At 74.1% G+C, this 20,489-nt stretch carries 18 protein-coding genes; 8 read left to right on the forward strand and 10 right to left on the reverse strand.

What is annotated here, in order from left to right; all coding sequences use genetic code 11:
* Nucleotides 1-76: 76 nt before the first annotated feature.
* Nucleotides 77-2,209 carry a transglycosylase domain-containing protein gene (locus HDA31_RS04720; RefSeq protein WP_178066161.1) on the reverse strand — a complete coding sequence of 711 codons (2,133 nt, stop codon included), beginning with the start codon at nucleotides 2,207-2,209 and terminating at the stop codon, nucleotides 77-79.
* A gap of 121 nt (nucleotides 2,210-2,330) precedes the next feature.
* Between HDA31_RS04720 and cobC the strand changes: the two genes are divergently transcribed.
* The 3 genes from cobC to cobA are packed head-to-tail and all read left to right on the forward strand — an operon-like array spanning nucleotide 2,331 to nucleotide 5,859.
* Entirely contained in the window at nucleotides 2,331-3,497 is a 1,167-nt protein-coding gene (cobC, locus tag HDA31_RS04725; RefSeq protein WP_178066160.1) for an Rv2231c family histidinol phosphate aminotransferase CobC, read from the forward strand.
* A complete protein-coding gene (gene cobT / locus HDA31_RS04730; protein ID WP_178067764.1) occupies nucleotides 3,497-4,597 on the forward strand; it encodes a nicotinate-nucleotide--dimethylbenzimidazole phosphoribosyltransferase in 1,101 nt (366 codons plus the stop codon). Before cobC ends, cobT begins: the two co-directional genes overlap by 1 nt.
* The gene (cobA, locus tag HDA31_RS04735) at nucleotides 4,594-5,859 is read left to right on the forward strand and encodes a uroporphyrinogen-III C-methyltransferase (RefSeq protein ID WP_178066159.1); all 1,266 of its coding nucleotides are present in this window, start codon (nucleotides 4,594-4,596) and stop codon (nucleotides 5,857-5,859) included. The genes cobT and cobA overlap by 4 nt, the downstream gene beginning before the upstream one ends.
* 139 nt (nucleotides 5,860-5,998) lie before the next feature.
* On the opposite strand, the gene otsB is transcribed toward cobA, so the two are convergent.
* The 4 genes from otsB to HDA31_RS04755 form a co-directional block, all read right to left on the reverse strand.
* Entirely contained in the window at nucleotides 5,999-8,605 is a 2,607-nt protein-coding gene (gene otsB / locus HDA31_RS04740) for a trehalose-phosphatase (protein WP_178066158.1), read from the reverse strand.
* The gene (locus HDA31_RS04745; RefSeq protein ID WP_074477581.1) at nucleotides 8,602-10,002 is read right to left on the reverse strand and encodes an alpha,alpha-trehalose-phosphate synthase (UDP-forming); all 1,401 of its coding nucleotides are present in this window, start codon (nucleotides 10,000-10,002) and stop codon (nucleotides 8,602-8,604) included. Before HDA31_RS04745 ends, otsB begins: the two co-directional genes overlap by 4 nt.
* Nucleotides 10,003-10,142: 140 nt before the next feature.
* Nucleotides 10,143-10,529, reverse strand: coding sequence for a hypothetical protein (locus HDA31_RS04750; protein ID WP_178066157.1), 387 nt, complete (start codon nucleotides 10,527-10,529; stop codon nucleotides 10,143-10,145).
* Entirely contained in the window at nucleotides 10,526-10,804 is a 279-nt protein-coding gene (locus tag HDA31_RS04755; protein ID WP_043966268.1) for a hypothetical protein, read from the reverse strand. Before HDA31_RS04755 ends, HDA31_RS04750 begins: the two co-directional genes overlap by 4 nt.
* 214 nt (nucleotides 10,805-11,018) lie before the next feature.
* On the opposite strand from HDA31_RS04755, the gene ettA reads away from it, so the two are divergent.
* The 4 genes from ettA to HDA31_RS04775 all read left to right on the forward strand — a co-directional run bounded on the left by ettA (nucleotide 11,019) and on the right by HDA31_RS04775 (nucleotide 14,645).
* Nucleotides 11,019-12,695: an energy-dependent translational throttle protein EttA gene (gene ettA, locus HDA31_RS04760; RefSeq protein WP_074477584.1), complete on the forward strand. Its 1,677-nt coding sequence runs from the start codon at nucleotides 11,019-11,021 to the stop codon at nucleotides 12,693-12,695.
* Nucleotides 12,696-12,697: 2 nt separating this feature from the next.
* Nucleotides 12,698-13,153: an acyl-CoA thioesterase gene (locus HDA31_RS04765; protein ID WP_178066156.1), complete on the forward strand. Its 456-nt coding sequence runs from the start codon at nucleotides 12,698-12,700 to the stop codon at nucleotides 13,151-13,153.
* Complete coding sequence (locus HDA31_RS04770) at nucleotides 13,150-13,929, forward strand: DUF8185 domain-containing protein (RefSeq protein ID WP_178066155.1); 780 nt, start codon at nucleotides 13,150-13,152, stop codon at nucleotides 13,927-13,929. Before HDA31_RS04765 ends, HDA31_RS04770 begins: the two co-directional genes overlap by 4 nt.
* Before the next feature lie 131 nt (nucleotides 13,930-14,060).
* Nucleotides 14,061-14,645 (forward strand): type III secretion system chaperone family protein, encoded by a 585-nt coding sequence (locus HDA31_RS04775; protein WP_074477590.1) that lies wholly within the window; start codon nucleotides 14,061-14,063, stop codon nucleotides 14,643-14,645.
* A 55-nt stretch (nucleotides 14,646-14,700) separates the two neighbouring features.
* Here the strand turns inward: HDA31_RS04775 and HDA31_RS04780 are convergent, their stop codons facing one another.
* The 3 genes from HDA31_RS04780 to HDA31_RS04790 form a co-directional block, all read right to left on the reverse strand.
* On the reverse strand, nucleotides 14,701-15,120 hold the full coding sequence (locus HDA31_RS04780) for a globin (protein WP_178066154.1): 420 nt from the start codon (nucleotides 15,118-15,120) through the stop codon (nucleotides 14,701-14,703).
* 136 nt (nucleotides 15,121-15,256) lie between these two features.
* Nucleotides 15,257-16,654, reverse strand: coding sequence for an MFS transporter (locus HDA31_RS04785; protein ID WP_178066153.1), 1,398 nt, complete (start codon nucleotides 16,652-16,654; stop codon nucleotides 15,257-15,259).
* 322 nt (nucleotides 16,655-16,976) lie between these two features.
* Complete coding sequence (locus HDA31_RS04790) at nucleotides 16,977-18,068, reverse strand: mechanosensitive ion channel family protein (protein ID WP_246384106.1); 1,092 nt, start codon at nucleotides 18,066-18,068, stop codon at nucleotides 16,977-16,979.
* 263 nt (nucleotides 18,069-18,331) lie between these two features.
* On the opposite strand from HDA31_RS04790, the gene HDA31_RS04795 reads away from it, so the two are divergent.
* Nucleotides 18,332-18,874, forward strand: coding sequence for an HNH endonuclease (locus tag HDA31_RS04795; protein ID WP_074477598.1), 543 nt, complete (start codon nucleotides 18,332-18,334; stop codon nucleotides 18,872-18,874).
* A gap of 77 nt (nucleotides 18,875-18,951) precedes the next feature.
* Here HDA31_RS04795 and HDA31_RS04800 read toward each other — a convergent pair whose 3' ends face one another.
* Nucleotides 18,952-19,842: a class F sortase gene (locus HDA31_RS04800; protein ID WP_178066152.1), complete on the reverse strand. Its 891-nt coding sequence runs from the start codon at nucleotides 19,840-19,842 to the stop codon at nucleotides 18,952-18,954.
* Between the two features lie 12 nt (nucleotides 19,843-19,854).
* Entirely contained in the window at nucleotides 19,855-20,430 is a 576-nt protein-coding gene (locus tag HDA31_RS04805) for a hypothetical protein (protein ID WP_260422018.1), read from the reverse strand.
* Between the last annotated feature and the right edge of the window lie 59 nt (nucleotides 20,431-20,489).

Below are 20,489 nucleotides of genomic sequence, written 5' to 3' on the forward strand. Positions count from 1 at the left end.
TCGCCGCGGTGCTCGGGGCTCCCGCCTGACCGCCGCCGCTCACCCGGGGACGGGCCCCTGGTGAGCGGCGTCGTCGTCAGCCGACGATGGCGTCGGAGGGCGGGGTGAACTGGCGGGTGGGCTGGCCCTTCAAACCGTCGCGCAGGGTGTTCGCCACCGCCGCGATCGGGATCTGGGACTGCCCGTCGCCGACCGCGTTGAACGGGTTGTCCGGGTCCGCGATGAAGCTCGCCGCCGCCAGCTCCGGCGTGTAGCCGACGAACCAGGCCGACCGGGTGCTGTCGGTCGTACCCGTCTTGCCGGCCACCGGCCGCCCCACCGTGCCCCGCACGCTGTCGGCGGTCGACCAGCCGCCGCAGCTCCCCTTGGCCGGCGTGTCGCCGGTCGGGCAGCGGGCCGCGTCGGTGGCGGCGCGGGCCGCGTCGGCGCTGACCACCTGCCGGCAGCGCGGCTTGGCGACCTCCCGCTCGATCCCGCCGGCCGTCGTGTACGTGGCCGGGGTGCCGTCCCGCTTGCTGATGGACTGGACGGGCATCGCCTCGCAGTACCGCCCGTCGGCGGCGATCGCGGCGTAGGCGTTCGCCATCTCCAGCGGGGTGGCGTCGGAGACGCCCAGGGTGAAAGCGCCCCACTTCCTGGCCTTGGCCGGCGACGCCTGCTCCCGGTCGACGTCGGTGCGCCAGCGCAGCCCGAGCTGCTCGGCGAGCCGCACGGCGGCGTCCGCCCCGACCCTCTCCTCCAGTTGGACGAAGTAGGTGTTCACCGACTTGCCGAACCCGGACCACATGGTCTGCCGGCCCGTCATCGCGCCGCTGGCGTTGGACGGGGCCCACCCGTCGTACACCTCGGAGCGGTAGCGGTACGGCGAGTCGTACGCGGTGGACAGCGGCATCCCGGCGTTGAGCGCGGCCAGCATCGGGAACATCTTGAACGTCGACCCGGCCTGGTAACCGGGGAGGTCGCCGCCGCCGAGCAGGGGCGCCACGGTGTTCGGATAGTTCGCCTTCACCTTCGGTGACGCCTCCGGGTTGGAGCTGGGCCCGTTCTCGCTGACGTCCAGCGAGTAGTTGCGGTTCACCGCCATCGCCTTGATCCGCCCGGTGCCCGGTTCGGCGACGACGATGCCGTTGGCGAACGGGCTGCCGGTGTTCTCCTTGGCCCCGACGTTCTTCTCGGCCGCCGCCTGGATCTTCGGGTCGATGCTGAGCACGATGCGGTAGCCGCCGCGGCGCAGCTTGTCCATCCGTTCCAGCCGGTTCTCCCCGAACGCGGGCTGGGCGCTCCACCAGTTCTTCAGGTAGTCGCAGGCGAAGCCCCAGGTCTGGTACGTCGCCGGCAGCGACGCGCAGTCGTTCGGCGGGTCGGTCAGCTTGAGCCGGATCGGCTCGGCCTTCGCCGCGGTGGCGGCGTCCGGGCTGAGGTAGCCGAGCTGCGCCATCCGGTCCAGCACGTAGTTGCGCCGGCCGGTGGCGTCCTTCTGGTCGGAGCTGGCCGGGTCGTACTCGGAGGGCGACTTGACCAGTCCGGCGAGGGTGGCCGCCTCGACCGGGCTGAGGGTGGCCGGCGTCTTGGAGAAGAAGATCTGCGCGGCGGCGTAGATGCCGTACGCCCGGTGGCCGAAGTACGCCGAGTTGAGGTAGCGCTCCAGGATCTGCTCCTTGGTCAGCTCCTTCTCGACGTCCAGCGCCATCCGCATCTCCTTGACCTTGCGCAGGCTGGTCTGCTGGGTGGCCTCCTGGACCTCCTTCGGGGTCTTGGCGCTGTCCCGCAGGGTCATCCGGACGAACTGCATGGTCAGGGTCGACGCGCCCTGGGAGACCCCGCCGGACTGTGAGTTGGCCACGAAGGCGCGGGCGGCGCCCTTCGGGTCGACGCCCCGGTGCTGGTAGAAGCGGCTGTCCTCGGCGGCCACGATGGCCTGCTGGATGTTCGGGGACATGTCGGACAGCTTCGTGTAGCGGCGGTACTCCTCGTAGAACATCGTCAGCACGGTCCGGCCGTCCGGCGCGTACACGTAGGAGGTCTCGGCGGGCAGCGCGGTGCGCAGGATGTCGGCCTTCTGCTCCCCGGCGTGCGCGGTGGCCTTGGCGCCGAGGCCGGTGACGGCGGCCAGTGGGTAGAGCGCGCCGGCGATCACGATGCCGGCGATCAGCCCGGCGCGCAGGAGAGGGACGAGACGGCCAACGGAGGCAAGGGGTCGGTTGCTCACGGGGTCAAGTTATGACATTTCCGAATCGTCCGTGAGAACAATTCATAAACCGGCAGCGGGTGACGCGGCCCACGCCGGGATGCGCTGTCCCGCGCGGCGGCTTCCCGGCAGGATCGCGGACATGCGTGCTCACCTGGTGCCGCCACCACCCACCCGGGACGAGCCGGACGCCACCGTCGAGGCGGACCCCGGTCCCGCCCCCGGTCCCGACCCCGCCCCCGGTCCCGACCCCGCCTCCGTCACCGGTCCCGACCTCGGGCACCACGGGGACGCCGAGGTCGGCGACGGTCTGGTCGACCTCGCCGTCAACGTCCGCCGGGCCCCGATGCCGGACTGGCTGGCCGACCCGATCACCGCCGCCCTGGGCGAGTTGGCCGCGTACCCGGACGCCCGGCCCGCCCGCGCGGCCGTCGCGGCCCGGCACGGCCGCCCCCCGGAGGAGGCGCTGCTCACCGCCGGGGCCGCCGAGGGCTTCGTGCTGCTCGCCCGCGCCCTGACCGGCGCGCGCCGGCCGGTGGTCGTGCACCCCCAGTTCACCGAGCCGGAGGCCGCGCTGCGGGCCGCCGGGCACGACGTCGAGCGGGTGCTGCTCGACCCCGCCGACGGCTTCCGCCTCGACCCGGCCCGGGTGCCCGCCGACGCCGACCTCGTCATGGTCGGCAACCCCACCAACCCCACCTCCGTGCTGCACCCGGCGGCCGACCTCGCCGCGCTGGCCCGCCCCGGCCGCGTCCTCGTCGTCGACGAGGCGTTCGCCGACACCACCGCCGCGCCCGGCGTCGCCGGCGAGCCCGAGTCCCTCGCCGCCCGGCGGGACCTGCCCGGCCTGGTCGTCGTGCGCAGCCTCACCAAGACCTGGGGGCTGGCCGGGCTGCGGATCGGCTACCTGCTCGGCGAGGCCCCGCTGCTGGCCCGCCTCGCCGCCGCCCAGCCGCTGTGGGCGGTCTCCACCCCGGCGCTCGCCGCCGCCACCGCCTGCGCGTCCCCGGCCGCCGTCGCGGCCGAACGCGCGATCGCCGCCGAGCTGGCCGCCGACCGCGACCACCTGGTGACCCGCCTGTCGGCCCTGCCCGGGGTACGCGTCGCGGGCCGCCCGGCGAGCGCGTTCGTGCTGATCCACCTGCCCGGCGCGGCCGACGTCCGGCTGCGCCTGCGCGGGCGCGGCTGGGCGGTACGTCGGGGCGACACGTTCCCCGGCCTCGGCGCAGACTGGCTGCGGGTGGCCGTGCGCGACCGGGCCACCACCGACGCCTTCGCCGGGGCGCTGGCGGAGATCCTGGAGGCATGATGCTGCACACCACCATCGCGGCGATCCGGCCGCTCGACGAGCCGGCGATGGTCGCCGCCGGTGAGCTGCACGGCCGGCTCACCAAGCCGGCCGGCTCGCTCGGCGTCCTGGAGGAGCTCTCGGTGCGGCTCGCCGGCCTGGCCCGCGCCTGCCCGCCGCCGCTGCCCGAGCCGGCCGCCGTGGCGATCTTCGCCGGCGACCACGGCGTGCACGCCCAGGGGGTGACCCCCTGGCCGCAGGAGGTCACCGCCCAGATGATCGGCAACTTCCTCGCCGGCGGGGCGGTGGTCAACGCGTTCGCCCGGCAGGCCGGCGCCTCGGTCACCGTCGTCGACGTCGGCGTCGCCACCCCGCTGCCGCCGGCCGTCCCCGCCCAGGCGGACGGCCCGCCCGGCCGAGCCGGCGGCCCGACGCGGCCCCGCCTCGTGGCGGCGAACGTGCGCCCCGGCACCCGCGACCTCGCCGTCACCGCCGCCCTCACCCGCGACGAGGCGCTCGCCGCCGTGGAGACCGGCATCCGCATCGCCCGCGAGCTGATCGACGCCGGGGCGGGCATCCTGCTCACCGGGGACATGGGCATCGGCAACACCACCCCGGCCGCCGCCCTGGTCGCCGCGTTCACCGGCGTCGACCCCGCCGAGGCGACCGGCCGGGGCACCGGCGTGGACGACCCCACGTACGCCCGCAAGATCGGCGTGGTGCGGGCGGCGCTGGCCCGGCACGCCCCAGACCCGACGGACCCGCTGGGCGTCCTCGCCGCCGTCGGCGGCCTGGAGCACGCCGCCCTGGCCGGGCTGATCCTCGGCGCCGCCGCGCGCCGGGTGCCGGTGCTGCTCGACGGGGTGATCGCGGTCAGCGCCGCGCTCGCCGCCGTCGCGTTCGCCCCGGACGCGGTCGGCGCGCTGGTCGCCGGGCACCGCTCGGCCGAGCCGGGGGCCACGGTGGGGCTGCGCCACCTCGGGCTCGACCCGCTCATCGACCTCGGGCTGCGCCTCGGCGAGGGCACCGGCGCGCTGCTGGCCCTGCCCGTGGTCACCGGGGCGGTCCGGGTGCTGCACGAGGTGGCCACGTTCGACTCGGCGGGGGTGGCCGAGAAGTGAGCGCCCCCAACCCGTACCCCCTGGGGCTGCGCCTGGCGGGCCGGCGGGTGGTCGTGGTGGGCGGGGGAGCGGTGGCCACCCGGCGGGTGCCGGCGCTGCTCGACGCCGGCGCGGACGTCCTGCTGGTCTCGCCGGAGCTGACCCCCGCGCTGCGCGCCCACGTCGACGCCGGCCGGCTGCACTGGGAGCCGCGCCGGTTCGCCCCCGACGACCTGGACGGGGCCTGGCTGGTGCAGGCGGCCGTCGACGACCCGGTGGCCGCCGCGGCGGTCAGCGCCGCCGCCGCCGAGCGGCGGATCTTCTGCGTCCGGGCCGACGACCGAGCCGCCGCGACGGCGTGGACACCCGCCGTCACCCGGCACGGCCCGGTCACGGTCGCCGTCCTCGGCGGCGGCGATCCCCGCCGCGCCATGACGGTCCGCGACGCCATCCGCAACCTCCTGGGTGCAAGGAAGGGCCCCCTGTTAACGGATTCGGTAGCGGAAGGGCCCCCTGTTAACAACGCTGGGGCCGGGCGCGGGCGGGTGGCGCTCGTCGGCGCGGGGCCGGGCGACCCGGAGCTGATCACCGTGAAGGGATGGCGGCTGCTCACCGAGGCCGACGTCGTGGTCGCCGACCGCCTCGTGCCGGGGCTGCTCCTCGACGAGCTGCGCCCGGACGTCGAGCTGGTGGACGCCTCGAAGATCCCGTACGGGCCGTCGCGGGCCCAGGAGGAGATCAACCGGATCCTCGTCGACCGGGCCCTGGCCGGGGCGTTCGTGGTGCGGCTCAAGGGCGGCGACCCGTACGTCTTCGGTCGGGGCGGCGAGGAGCTGCTGGCCTGCGCGGCGGCCGGGGTGCCGGTGACCGTGGTCCCCGGGGTGACCAGCTCGATCGCCGCCCCGGCGGCGGCGGGCGTCCCGGTGACCCACCGGGCGGTGGCGCACGAGTTCACCGTGGTCTCCGGGCACGTCGCGCCCGACTCGCCGGCCTCCCTGGTGCGCTGGGAGGCCCTCGCGGGGCTGCGCGGCACACTGGTGATCATGATGGGGCTGAAGAACCTCGCCGCGATCGCCGGGACGCTGATCGGGCACGGGCGGCCGGCGGGCACGCCGGTCGCGGTGGTGCAGGAGGGCACGACCGGCGGCCAGCGCAGCCTGCGCTCGACGCTCGGGACGGTGGCCGCCGACGTGGCCGAGGCGGGCCTGCGGCCCCCGGCGGTCGTGGTGGTCGGCGACGTGGTGACCGCACTGGACGCCGGACCGACGCCGCCCGACGCCTGAGGCCGGCCGTGCGCCGGCTCCCGCCCGGGCCCACCCGTGCCGGGCCCACCCGTGCCGGGCCCACGGTTGGGCCCGGGCGTTAAGAAGGGCCCCCTGCTATGCGGAAAGCGTTAACAGGGGGCCCTTCCTTACACCTCGGTCACTGCTTGAGCATGTTGTCCAGCAGCAGGGCGCAGCGGATCAGGCCGAGGTGGCTGTACGCCTGCGGGTGGTTGCCCAGCCCGCGCTCGGCCAGCGGGTCGTACTGCTCGGGGAGCAGCCCCGTCGGGCCCGCCGTGTCGACCATCTGGGCGAACAGCTCCTCCGCGTCGGTGCGGCGGCCGGTGCGCAGGTACGCCTCGATCAGCCATGCCGTGCAGATGTGGAAGCCGCCCTCGCGCCCGGGCAGGCCGTCGTCCCAGTGGTAGCGGTAGACGACCGGGCCGCTGCGCAGGTCCGCCTCGATCCGCAGCACGGTGGACAGGAAGCGCGGGTCGTCGCCGGGGAGCAGCCCCGACAGGCCGATCCACAGCGAGGACGCGTCCATGTCCTCGTCGCCGTACGCGACGCTGTACGCCTCGACGTCGGCGTGCCAGCCGTACTCCAGCACGTTGGCGCCGATCCGGTCGCGCAGCTCCACCCACTCGGGACGGTCCTCGCCGCCGTGCTGCCGCACCACGTGCAGCGCCCGGTCGACGGTCATCCAGCACATCACCTTCGAGAAGATGTGGTGCCGCGGGGGGAGGCGGGCCTCCCAGATGCCGTGGTCGGGCTCGTGCCAGCGGCGGCGGACCGCCTCGACCATGTTCTCCAGCACCCGCCACTCGTCCTCGCGGACGGTGCCCCGGGCGTCGGCGACGGCGGCGATGAGGTCGGCGATCGGGCCGAACACGTCGAGCTGGAGCTGGTGGTTGGCGAGGTTGCCGACCCGCACCGGCCGGGAGCCGGCGTAGCCGGGCAGGGTGTCGATGACCGCCTCGGCGCCCAGCTCGTACCCGTCGACGGTGTAGAGCGGGTGCAGCCGCTCGGGGTGCCCGCCGGTGCGCTCGATGCAGCCGTCCACCCAGCGCAGCAGCGCCTCGGCCTCCTCGGTGGAGCCGAGGTCGACCAGCGCCCGCGCGGTCATCGCCGCGTCGCGCAGCCAGCAGTAGCGGTAGTCCCAGTTGCGCACGCCGCCCAGCTCCTCGGGCAGCGACGTGGTCGCCGCCGCGAGGATCGAGCCGGTGGCCTCGTGGCAGAGGCCGCGCAGGGTGAGCGCGCTGCGGGCGACCAGGTCCCGGGCGGTGGTGGGCAGCCGCAGCGAGGCCACCCAGTCCTTCCACGGCTGCTCGGCGGCGGCCTGCCGCTCGTGGACCGTCAGCCGGTGGTGCTCCAGGCTGTGCGTGCCGAAGCGCAGCTCCAGCACCACCTGACCGCCGGCGGCGGACAGGTCGACGACGGCCTTCGCCGTCTCGTACCCGCCGTCGTTGTCGACCTGCCACTGCACCCCGGGGGAGTAGAGCGCGATCGGCTCGTTGGAGCCGAGCACCAGCAGCCCGTCGCCGACCGGCTGGAGCTGCGTGGCGACCTGGCCGAACTCGGGCCGGGGGGCGAACTCCACCCGCACCGTCCCGGAGCCGGTGAGCACCCGCACCAGGGCGGAGTCGCCGGTGACGACCGCCGGGCCGTCGGGGGTGGTCTCCCGGGCCGGCTTGTCCAGCCAGTCGGTGACGGTGAGGCCCGACCAGCGGGTCTCCACGGTCATCGTGCCGGAGCGGTAGCGCTGGCCGAGCGGGATGCCGCCGCGCTCGGGGGCGACGCTGAAGTGCCCGGCCGGGCTGCCGCCGACCAGGTCGGCGAAGATCGCCGCCGAGTCCGGCTTGGGGTGGCAGAGCCAGGTGACCTTGGCCTCGGGGGTGAGCAACGCGACCGTACGCCCGTTGGCGAGCATCGAGTGCCGCTCGATCGGGACGGCCCGCTCCCCGAACAGCCAGTGCCGCCGGGTCTCCAGCAGCAGGCCCAGCGCGCGGGCGGCCTCGATCGGCTCGCCGACGCGGTAGTCGGCCTTCGTCTCGCCGAGGCCGATCTTGATGCCCATGTCGGGGCCGTGCAGGTTGCCGAACGCGTTCTCGTCGGTGACGTCGTCGCCGATGAACAGCACGGCGCTGGCCGAGAGCTGGGTGCGGAGCTGGTCGACGGCGGTGCCCTTGTGGGTCGCCACCACGGACAGCTCGATGACCTCCTTGCCCTGGGTGACGGTGACGCCGTCCCAGGTGGCGGGGCCGGCGCGGACCGCGTCGACGGCGGCGGCGGCGACCTGCGGGTCCACCCCGCGGGTGTGCACGGCGACGCTGGCGGGCTTGCGCTCCAGCCGGACGCCCGGGTGGGCGTTGGCGATCTCGCGCAGCTCGTCGCGCAGCCGGGTGCGCACGGCGATCAGCTCGGGGGAGAGCCGCTCGACGAAGCCGATGTCGAACTCGGAGCCGTGGCTGCCGACGAGGTGGACCTCGCTGGGCAGCCGGGAGAGCGCGGCCAGGTCGCGCAGCGCCCGGCCGGAGACCACGGCGACGGTGGTCTGCGGCAGCGCCGCGAGCGCGCGGACGGCGGCGACCGACTCGGGCAGCGGCACGGCCTTGCTCGGGTCCTCCACGATCGGCGCGAGGGTGCCGTCGTAGTCACAGGCGACGAGGAGCTGCGGGACCCGGGCTATCCGCCCGATGGCCGCCCGCAGCTCCGGATCCAGCACTCCCGCGGCCGGGGCCGCCCCGTCGTGGACGGACGTGTTCACGCAACCTCCGTATCAGGCACACCGAGCTCGGTGAGGAACGACTTCGCCCAGTGCCCCACGTCGTGGGTACGCAGGTGGCGCTGCATGACCCGCATGCGACGGCGGGCCTCGGGCTTCTCCACGTGCACGGCCTTGAGCAACGCGTCCTTGACCGCGTCCGGGTCGTGCGGGTTACACAGGAACGCCTGGCGCAGCTCTGTCGCGGCGCCGGCGAACTCACTGAGCACGAGCGCGCCGCCCTGGTCGGCGCGCGATGCCACGTACTCCTTGGCCACCAGATTCATTCCGTCTCGCAGCGGGGTCACCATCATCACGTCGGCGGCCACGTACATCGCCGCCAACTCACTGCGACTGTACGACTGATGCAGGTAATGCACCGCCGGCACGCCGACCCTGCCGAATTCCCCATTAATCCGGCCAACCTCGCGCTCGACCTTGACCCGTAGGGCCTGGTAGTGCTCCACCCGTTCCCGGCTCGGCGTGGCCACCTGCACCATAACCGCGTCCGGAACTGTCAACTTTCCGTCAGCGAGAAGTTCGCGGAAGGCCTTGAGTCGGAGCTCGATGCCCTTCGTGTAGTCGAGCCGGTCGACGCCCAGGATGATCGTCCGGGGGTTGCCCAGCTCCTCGCGGATCTGCTTGGCCCGGGACTGGATCGCCGGGTCCTCGGCCAGCCGCTCCATCTCCCGGGTGTCGATGGAGATGGGGAATGCGCCCGCCTTAACCTGGCGGCCGTCGACCTGGATCATCTGCCCCTCGTAGCGCAGCCCGAGCAGGTGCCGGGCCAGCCGGACGAAGTTCTGCGCCGCCAGCCGCTGCTGGAAGCCGATCAGGTCCGCGCCGAGCAGCCCGCGCAGGATCTCGGTGCGGAACGGCATCTGCATGAACAGCTCGATCGGCGGGAACGGGATGTGCAGGAAGAACCCGATCCGCAGGTCGGGGCGCAGCTCGCGGAGCATCGCGGGCACGAGCTGGAGCTGGTAGTCCTGCACCCAGACCGTCGCGCCGTCGGCCGCGACCTCCGCCGCGGCCTCCGCGAACCGCGCGTTGACCAGCCGGTACGCCTCGCGCCAACGCCGCTTGTACGCCGGTGTCTCCACCGCGTCGTGATAGAGCGGCCAGATTGTCGCGTTCGACTGGCCCTCGTAGTAGCGCTCCAGCTCGTCGGCGCTCAGTGGCACCGGGTGCAGCCGGATGCCCTCCAGGTCGAACGGCTCGGGGGCGGGGCCGGTGCCGCCGGCCCAGCCGACCCACGTGCCCTGGTGTTCGGCGAGGACGGGGTGCAGGGCGGTGACGAGGCCACCGGGGCTGCGTCGCCACTGCCGCCCCTCGGGGGTGTTCACCTCGTCGACCGGTAGTCGGTTCGCCACGACGACAAAGGAACTACGGACGGTCACGTTCGGCCACCTCCGGGTGCTGACGGGTCCACCGCGCTGAGCGTACTGAGCGTAGCTGCGGCGTCTGGAGCCCCGTGCCGGAGTTACCTACCCGTCCCACGCTGGCCGAACCGTGAAGACGATCACGTCGCCCGCCCGGCTCACAGATCGATGATCGGCCATTCCTTCGGCAGCACCTCGCCCAGCACCTCGCGCCGGTCCGTCATGATCGGCGTCGTCGCCCGGGCGGCCTCCATCGCCGCCTGCGCCAGGTCCATGCTCCCCAGGGTTCGCGACCAGCCACCGAGGATCGCGCACATGTCGTGCTCGACGGGAGTGACGACCACCTGTTCGAGGTCGCCGAGGATGTCCAGGAGCGGCCAACCGTCGCTGGTCACCTGCCGGTACGCGGCGGCCAGGCAGAGGGCGGGGACGACCACGACCTGGAGCCTGTCCGCGACCTTGGCGATCTGCTCGCCGACCGCCTCGGTCCCTTCGGAATAGGCGAGCAGGCAGGAGGTGTCGAGCACCAGGCCGGCCTCGCTCACGAGGCCAGCCGTCCGCGCGAAGCCTCGCCCAGCAGTGCCGCCGCCTTGGCCCGCAGCTCGGGCGTGATCTTCGCCTGCGCCTCGTCGAGCCGCTGCCCGGCTTCGGTGAGACCCGCCTCGGTCAACCGGAAGCCGACCTGCCGCAGTGCCCGACGGGTGCGTTCCCCGGCCATCCGCTGCCGGACGCTCTCGGTGATGAACGCCGAGACGTTCGGCTCCTCGGCCAGCCGCTCCGCCACGTCGTCGGGAACGCTGATGGCGATCTTCTTGGTCATACCGCGAAAGCTATCCGGTTATACCGGGCGGGGCAAGGGGGCACGCGGGGGTGGTCGCCGGGCGGGGTGATGTGGGCGCAGCTCGGCGTACCTGTCAGGATTGACGATGGCGTGCGTCGTGGCCGGCCCCCGGCCGGCGGCGGCGAGGGGCCCCGGAGCCCGCGCCCGCATCCCGACGCGTCGAGACCAGCAATCAACGGAGGTAGCCCGCACCGTGGCCCAGTACATCTACGTCCTGGAAAAGGCGCGCAAGGCGCACGGCGACAAGGTCGTGCTCGACAACGTGACGCTGAGCTTCCTGCCGGGGGCCAAGATCGGTGTGGTCGGCCCCAACGGCGCGGGCAAGTCCAGCCTCCTCAAGATCATGGCAGGGCTGGACAAGCCGAGCAACGGCGAGGCCCGGTTGATGCCCGGCTACACCGTCGGCATGCTCGCCCAGGAGCCCCCGCTCAACGACGCCAAGACCGTGCTCGGCAACGTCGAGGAGGCGGTCGCCGAGACCAAGGCCAAGCTGGAGCGGTTCAACAAGATCGCCGAGCAGATGGCGACCGACTACTCCGACGAGCTGATGGAGGAGATGGGCAAGCTCCAGGAGGAGCTCGACCACGCCGATGCGTGGGACATCGACTCCAAGCTCGAACTGGCCATGGACGCGCTGCGCTGCCCGCCGCCGGACGCCGACGTCACCCAGCTCTCCGGTGGCGAGCGCCGCCGGGTCGCCCTGTGCAAGCTGCTGCTGGAGGCGCCCGACCTGCTGCTGCTCGACGAGCCCACCAACCACCTGGACGCGGAGAGCGTCTCCTGGCTGGAGCAGCACCTGGCCAAGTACGCCGGCACCGTCATGGCGATCACCCACGACCGCTACTTCCTGGACAAGGTGGCCGGCTGGATCCTGGAGCTGGACCGCGGCCGGGCCATCGGCTACGAGGGCAACTACTCCACCTACCTGGAGAAGAAGGCCGCCCGGCTCTCCGTCGAGGGGCGCCGCGACGCCAAGATGAAGAAGCGCCTCTCCGAGGAGCTGGAGTGGGTCCGCTCCAACGCCAAGGCCCGGCAGACCAAGTCCAAGGCCCGCCTCGACCGCTACGACGAGATGGCCACCGAGGCGGAGAAGACCCGCAAGCTGGACTTCGAGGAGATCCAGATCCCGCCGGGCCCGCGCCTGGGCAGCACGGTGATCGAGGCCAACCACCTCAGCAAGGGCTTCGGCGACCGGCTGCTGATCGACGACCTGTCGTTCTCGCTGCCGCGCAACGGCATCGTCGGCATCATCGGCCCCAACGGCGTCGGCAAGACCACCCTGTTCAAGACCATCGTCGGGCTGGAGCAGCCCACCGGCGGCGAGGTCCGGGTGGGCCCCACCGTCTCGCTGTCCTACGTCGACCAGAACCGGCAGGGACTGGACGGCGACAAGACGGTCTGGGAGGTCGTCTCCGACGGGCTCGACTACCTGATGGTCGGCAAGGTCGAGATGCCGTCGCGGGCGTACATCGCGGCGTTCGGGTTCAAGGGGCCCGACCAGCAGAAGCCGACCAAGGTGCTCTCCGGCGGCGAGCGCAACCGGCTCAACCTGGCGCTGACGCTGAAGATCGGCGGCAACGTCATCCTGCTCGACGAGCCGACCAACGACCTCGACGTCGAGACCCTCTCCAGCCTGGAGAACGCGCTGCTGGAGTTCCCCGGCTGCGCCGTGGTCATCTCCCACGACCGGATGTTCCTCGACCGGGTCGCCACGCACATCCTGGCCTGGGAGGGCGACGAGGCGAACCCGGCGAAGTGGTTCTGGTTCGAGGGCAACTTCGAGGCGTACGAGAAGAACAAGGTCGACCGGCTCGGCGCCGAGGCGGCCCGCCCGCACCGGGTCACCTACCGCAAGCTCACCCGCGACTGAGCATGGCGGACCGCTTCGTCTACCACTGCACCCTGCGCTGGTCCGACCTGGACGCGTACGGCCACGTCAACAACTCGCGCTTCCTCACCCTCTACGAGGAGGCGCGGGTGGCGCTGATGTTCGCCGGCGGCAAGGCGTGGGGGGTCGGCTCGTTCGCCGACGGGGTCGTCATCCGCCGGCACGAGGTCGACTACCTGCGCCCGGTCGACTACGCGCTGGGCCGGGCCACGGCCGAGGCCGCCCCGACCGTCCGGATCGAGCTGTGGGTGGAGGAGATCCGGGCCGCCCGGTTCACCGTCGCCTACGAGCTGTACGACGGCGACACCCTCGCCAGCACCGCCCGCTCGGTGCTGGTCCCGTTCGACCTGGTCGCCCAGCGGCCCCGGCGGGTCACCGACGAGGAGCGGGCCTTCCTGCTGTCGTACGCCCCCGGCAGCGCGGCCGGGCGGCCGGCGTGAGCGACGCACCGGCGCGCCCGCAGCGGCCCGGCCCGGACCCCGGTCCGGTCGGCGGGCACGGGCTGACCGGGGTGGCGGACGCGGGCGCGTTCCTGGCCCGGCTGGTCCGGCTCGACCCGGCCGCGCCGGTCCGGCTGCGCCCGGCCGCGCCGGCCGGCGGGCCGGACGCGGCGGGCGGCCGGACGGCGCTCTGGGCCCGGCTGCCGTGGGGCGTGCTGGCCGTCCGGACGGTGGCCGGGCCGGGGTGCGGTGACGTCACGGTGGCCGCCGGGGAGCTGCTGGACGCGCTGTCGTCCGGCGCGGGCGGCCTGCCCGTGCGGCGGGACGCGCAGTGGCGCTGGCCGCTGCCGCCGCCGGCCAGCCGGTCGGTGGAGCTGTTGCCGGCCGGGGAGCTGTGGCGGATCGCCGAGGCGGCCGCCGGCACGCTGCGGGAGGCCGCCGCGCACGGGGTGGCCGGCCGGGCGGTGGGTCAGCGGGTGCTGCGGGACGCCCTGCTCGACCACGTTGCGGTGGTGGTCACCCCGGACGACCCGCCCGGGCCCCCCGTCGAGATCGCCCAGCGGCTGGTGCAGGGGCTGGTGCGGATGGGCTTCCTGGGTCGCCCCGGCGACGGCGATACGGCCGCCGCGGGCCCCGGTGCGGGGGCCGGGGGCGGCGACGTTCAGGTGAGGACGGCCGGCCGGTGGGTCGGTCTGGTGGGACCATACGGAGCCGTGTGGTCGCAGAAGGTTGTGGATCTTGCCGTCATGCCGCTCGGGACTCATCCGAAAGTATGACCGGTGGTCGTTCTTCTGGCCTGGGGCTGTCGTTGGGGGGATGCCACAACCCGGCTGTCCGGGTACCGTCCATCCTCGGATCCAACGCACCGTAGGCGGCTGGATCCGCTGGGGAGTGAGGTGCGCGAGCGATGCCGTGGTGGTCATGGCGCCCCGGTCCCGCCATTGGCGGCGAACCGGAAACTCGAAGCGGGATCACAGTGGACAGCACCGTCCGGGTCGGACCACCGGCCCCACGTCAACCGGGCGACGACTGCCCGTCCGTCGATCGGCCGATGATCGCCGACATGTCGGCCACCATCGCGCCGGTCACCCTCCGCCGGGTCTGCGACGCGCTCGACCTGCTGGACGTGCGCTACCTGGCCGACGGCGACGGCAACCTGCTGGCCATGTGGGAGCGGCACGCGGTGCTGGTCACCCTGGAGGGGCCCGAGGACGAGATCCTGGTGATGCGGGCCCGCCCGCACGCCACGGTGCCACCGGACTGGGCCGACCGGGCCTACCGGGTGGTCAACGAGTGGAACCACACCCGACGGTTCTGCAAGGCATACATCGGTGACCCCACCGAGCGGGGGCAACTGCCCATCTACGCGGAGCTCCAGGTGCCGCTCGGCGCCGGCGCGCACGACGCGCTGCTGGTGGAGATGCTCGACTGCGGGGCCGCGGTGGCCACCACCTTCGTGGACTGGCTGCACGACGAGGGTGCCCTGCTCTGATCCGCACGGTCCCGTCCGGGCCGCCGCCGGCGGCCCGGACGAGACCGTGGCAGGCTCAGGCCGGCCCGGCCGGGTCCTCCATGACGTTGACCATGAAGTAGGCGGCCCGCTCCAGATAGTCCCAGAGCGCCGTGGCGATCTCCGGCGGCAGCTCCAGCCGGTCGACGGCCCGTCGCATGTGGTGCAGCCAGGCGTCGCGCTCGGCGGCGCCGATCCGGAACGGGGCGTGCCGCATCCGCAGCCGGGGGTGCCCCCGCTGGGCGGAGTAGGTGTTGGGGCCACCCCAGTACTGCATGAGGAACAGCGTCAGCCGGTCGGCGGCGGGGCCCAGATCCTCCTCCGGATACATCGGCCGCAGCAGCGGATCGGCGGCGACGCCGACGTAGAACTCGTCCACCAGCTTGCGGAAGGTGGGTTCGCCGCCGACCGCTTCGAAGAGGGTCGCGGCACGCTCGGACTCACCGGTGGGATTCACCGTTCCATCCTGCCAGGTGCGGCCGGACCCGGCGGCGGCCTACCGGCCCGGCCACTGCCGACCTCGTCACAGCGGGATCACGGCGGCCCGGCGCGGCGGGAAGGCCGGGTGACCCGCGACGGCAGCCCCCGGGTGGTCAGCTCACCGCCTGGCTGGCCCGGCCGCGCTCGCCCGGCGCGCCGCCCTCGCGCCCGTCGCCCGGGGCGACGGGCCGGGGCCGGGGCTCGCCGGTACCGGCCGGGGCCGGTGCCGGCGTTGCGGCGTTGCCGGCGGCCTCCACCGCCGCGTCGATCGCCGTCCGCGTCGGCCACGCCGCGGCGGTGAGCAGCATCAGCAGCACGCCGGCCGCGCTCCACCCCCCGACCACCACCGGGATCGGGAAACGCTCGGCGAGCAGGCCGGTGACCAGCACGGCGAGGCCCTGGATCACCTGGACGCCGGTGGCCATCACGCCGAACGCCCGGGCCCGGTAGCCGTTGGGCAGCGCGCGGACGAAGAGACCGTTGGCGACCGGGAGCAGCCCGGCGACCGCGAAGCCGCACAGGCCGGCGAGCAGCGCCACCACCAGCGGCGGCGGGTCGAGCAGCGACGGCACCAGGACGAGCGGGGCGAGCACCGCCAGCGGCCGGATCAGCACGAGCCGGCGGGCCGGGGCGACCGCCCGGCTGACCAGCAGCCCGCCCAGGATGAAGCCGACCGGGTTGGCGGCCATGATCACGGCCTGGGCGACGCCGCTGTCCATGCCGTCGTCGACGCCCTCGCGGGCCCAGGCGGCGGCCAGCCCCTCCGGCACGATGGAGAAGAGCATGGCGCTGAAGACCAGCAGGGCGATCGCCCGCAGCACCGGCGTGCCGAACACGATCCGGAAGCCGTCGCCGGTCTCCCGCAGCAGGTGGCTGCGGTGGGCGCTGGTCATCGCCGGCGGCCGGTCCTGCACGCCGAAGCGGACCAGGGCCGCCGACAGGGCGAAGGTGGCCGCGTTGACCAGCAGGGCGAGGGTCGGGTCGAACGCGGCGAGGGCCGCGCCGATGAGATAGCCGAGCACCTGGGCGGCCTGGCCGGTGCTGCTGTTGAGCGAGAGCCCGACGACCAGCCGGTCGCCGGTCAGGATGAGCGGCATCAGCGCGGACCGGGCGGCCTGGCTGGGCGGGTTGGCCAGGGTGGTCGCGAAGAGCAGGCAGAGGATCAGCCACGGCTCGTTGCCCGGGAGGGCGACCAGCACCATCAGGGCCATCCGGATCAGGTCGCACGCCACCATCACCGAGCGGTAGCGGTAGCGCTCGGCCAGCGTGGCCAGCAGCGGGCCGCCGATCAACCAGGGCAGGAAGCTGACCGCGAACGCGGCGGCCGAATAGGCCACGGACTGCGTCTCGCGGTAGACCAGCACCGTGACGGCGGCCTTGGCGATGAAGTCGCCGATCCAGGAGAGCGCGCTGGCGGTGAAGACCGCCCTGTACTCCCGCTGGGCGAACACCTCGCGGAAGGTGGCCGGCCCTTCCTGGGAGGGTCGCTCGTCGGACACCGTGGCCTCCATCGTTCCCACGGTGGGCCACTCGTGATGGCCTGACCGGGAACCGTCGTCAGATCTACGGATCAGCGAGACGTGATCACGCTCCGGCAGGTGGCGTGCGTACCGGATTCTGCCCGATCGTCTGACAACTAGCTAGGGCGAACGGATTGATCGTCGCATCTCCGACTGAACGAACGGACGATACCCGAGGGGCCGCGAGGTCCGCGACCCCTGTATTCTCGGCCAACATATCCGCAGGTCATCGACGTTTCTCGGTGGCTCGGGCGGATGGTGGCCCGCCCGCGGCGGTGGCGGCGGAGCCGGATCAGGGGGTCGGTGGGCCCGCTCAGGTGGCCCCGCCCTGGCCGGTCGCCGTGTCGTCCGGGGCCCGCAGCGGGACGCCCGGATAGAGGCGGGCGGCGGCGATCTTGGCGGTGATGCCCGAGTTCTCCAGCGCCTCGGCGAGCCGCCGGCGCAACTCCCGGCCCACCGCGAACTGCCCGTCCGCGGTGGTCTTCACCACCGTGCGGATCACCGCGCCGTCCACCGTCATCTGCTCGACGCCCAGCACGTCGGGCTCCTCCACGATCTCCGGGGCCAGGTCCGGGTCCAGGGCCACCGACGCGGCGGCCGTGCGCAGCACCGCCGTCGCCTCCTCGGTGCCGGCGAACCCGATCGGCAGGTCCACCACGACCAGCGCCCACCCCTGGCTCTTGTTGCCCACCCGGACGATCTCGCCGTTGCGGATGTACCAGAGCACGCCCCGGCCGTCGCGGACGGTGGTGACCCGCAGGCCGACCGACTCCACCACGCCCGTCGCCTCGCCCAGGTCCACCGTGTCGCCCACGCCGTACTGGTCCTCGACCAGCATGAACAGGCCGGCGATCAGGTCCTTGACCAGGCTCTGCGCGCCGAAGCCGAGCGCCACGCCGGCGATGCCCGCGCTGGCCAGCAGCGGCGCCAGGTCGAAGCTGAACTCCCGCAGGATCATCAGCAGCGCGATGCCGAAGACGAACGCCGTGACCATGCTGCGCAGCACCGAGCCGATCGCCTCGGCCCGCTGCCGCCGCCGCTCGGGGATGAACTCGCCGGGCTCGTGGGCGGCGGTCGGCACCCGCTCGCGCAGCGGACGCAGCAGCGTGGGCACCCCGTCGGCGGTGGTCCGGACCAGCCGCTTGATCATCCGGTGCAGCGCCCACCGGGCGAGGAAGGCCAGCGCGAGGATCAGCAGCACCCGCAGCGGCTTGAGCAGGATCCAGTAGCTGCCCTCCGCGAACCAGGCCGAGCCGCTCGTCTCGTACAGCCACTCGCAGGAGGTGCTGCCCTGGCAGTCCGCGCTCGGCGACGGGCCCGGGGACGCCCCGGGGGCCGCGGTGGCGGGCGCGGTGACGGCCACGACGTCGGAGAGGGTGGCGAGAAACAGGCTGCGGGCGCTCACCCTGCTTTCGTACCCCACCGCCCGCGACCGGCCGGCAGCGGGGCGCGTGCCCCCGGGCGGACCGTGCGGAACCGGTCATCCTGACACAACCGCCGAGTGCTTCGAGGAGGGACCCCGGATTAGTACGTGCAATCCGGGGCCTTATCAGGGACGATTGGCGCAACGGACGTCGGTGATCCCGCCGACGCCGGCGTCGTTCCGCCCTGCGCGGGTCGGCCCGGCGGGCCAGCGGCGGGAGCAGCTGGACCGGGAGGGTGAGCTCGATGCCTGACATACGACCCGCGGTGGGCTCTGGCGCGCTGGTTCTCAACGCCACCTACGAGCCGCTGTGTGTCGTGTCCGTGCGTCGCGCCGCCATTCTCGTGCTCTCCGCCAAGGCCGTCTGCGTCGCCGACGGCGAGGGGATCCTGCACAGCGCCCGCGACGCGCTCCCGGTGCCCTCCGTGGTCCGGCTCACCCGGTTCGTGCGGGTGCCCTACCGCGCCCACGTCGGGCTCTCCCGGCGGGCGATCTTCGCCCGGGACGGCTGGCGGTGCGCCTACTGCCGGGGCCCGGCCGAGACCATCGACCACGTCTTCCCGCGCAGCCGGGGCGGCCGGCACGCCTGGGAGAACGTGGTGGCCGCCTGCGCCCGGTGCAACCACACCAAGGGCGACAAGACCCCGGCCGAGCTGGGCTGGCGGCTGCACGCCCCGCCGGCCGTGCCGAAGGGGACCGCGTGGCGGGTGCTCGGGCACCGGGCCCCCGACCCGCGCTGGGCGGACTGGCTCGACCTGCGCGAGGCCGAGACCGAGGCGGCGGCCTGAGCCACCCGCACGCCCGCACGCCTGCGCCCGCACGCCTGCGCCCGCACGCCCGCGCCCGCACGCCCGCGCGGTGCCCGTCACCCGGTGCGGGCCTTCACCAGCGACGCGTACACCACCACGTTGTCGGCGTACCCCGCCTCGCCGCCGACCCACGCGCCGCCGCAGGTGATCAGGCGCAGCCCCGGGCGGCTGAAGTCGCCGTAGACCTCGTCCACCGGCAGCCGGGCCTTGGCGTAGCGCCGTACCTCGTCGACCTCGAAGATCGCCACGGAGCGGTCGGCCCGGCTCACCTCGACCCGGTCGCCTGAGCGCAGCTCCTTCAGCTCGTGGAAGACCGCCGGCCCGGTGCGGGTGTCGACGTGGCCGACGATCACCGCCGGGCCGTACTGGCCGGGGGTCGGGCCCTGGTCGTACCAGCCGGCCTCCTGGGCGCGGTCGGCGTCGGGCACCCCGATGCTGCCGTCCGCGGCGATGCCCACGTCGTGCACCGGGGCGTCGAGGCCGATCGGCGCGCTCGTGATGCCGACCGGCCGGCTGGCCGCCAGCACCGGGAACTTCTTCGGCGGGGGCCGCAGGCCGGCGATGAAGCGGTCCGGCAGGAGGCTCTGCCCCGTCACCCGTTCGACGCCCAGCATCGCCACGATCAGCACCATCAGGGCGGCGACGAACAGCACCGGGAACCCCGGGCCCCGGCGGACCGCCCGCTGCCACCGCCGGGCGGCCGTACCGGATCGGGCCGCCGCGCCGACGGGCCCGGCGCGGCCGGGCGGCACGGCGGCGCGGCCGGGCGGTCCCACGGTGGTCACGCTGGCCGAGAAGGCCTGCCGGGCCACCCGGGCGAACCGGCCGCAGCCCCGGGCCACCAGCCGGGCCGCCGCCCGGACCGGCCTGCGCCGCGTCCGTCGGGCGCGGTCCCGCCGGTCGCGCTCGCGTCGGGTCGTGGCGGCGGCGCGGGTACGTCGGGCCATGACGGCTCCCGGTCAGGACCGCGTCCCGGTCTGCCGGCGGGTGCCGAACGCGCCGAACCCGGCCGCGACGGCCGCCGCCACCAGGCCGCCGACCAGCAGCAGCGAGCCCGTGCCCCGGCCCTCGCCGGCCGTGCCGCCGGCGCCGGTGTTCGGGCCCTTGCTCGGCTGCGTCATGTTCAGCACGGTGAGGGTGGTGGTCGCGGTGCCGCCGTTGGCGCAGCGCAGCTCGACCGGGTAGTCGCCGGCCTGCTTGTTGCCGGGCACGGTGACCGCCCCGGTCAGGAAGCCGTTGTTCGGCCGGAGCACGACCCGCCCGAACGCGTCTGACTGCACGTCGGCCTGCCGGTTGTTGTCGTTGTCGCAGCTCGCCCGGATGTCGACGCGGGTGCCGGCCGGCGCGCTGTTCGGGGTGACCTCGACGAAGGTGTTCTCCCCGGCCCAGGCCGGCGCGCCGGCGAGCAGGACGAACGCCCCGAGCACGCCGAGCACGGTCAGCGCGGCCCGTACGGTCGGCCCCGCACCCACGGCCCGCGCGCCGCGTCCGGCCGGCCGGGCCGGGGCCGGCGCGGGCGGCGTTGCCGGACGCATCCTGGCTGCCGGCGCGGCGCACCTGGCCGGCCGGGCACGGTGTGACGTGGTGAGCCCCC

The organism is Micromonospora carbonacea, assembly GCF_014205165.1.
Classification (GTDB): domain Bacteria; phylum Actinomycetota; class Actinomycetes; order Mycobacteriales; family Micromonosporaceae; genus Micromonospora; species Micromonospora carbonacea.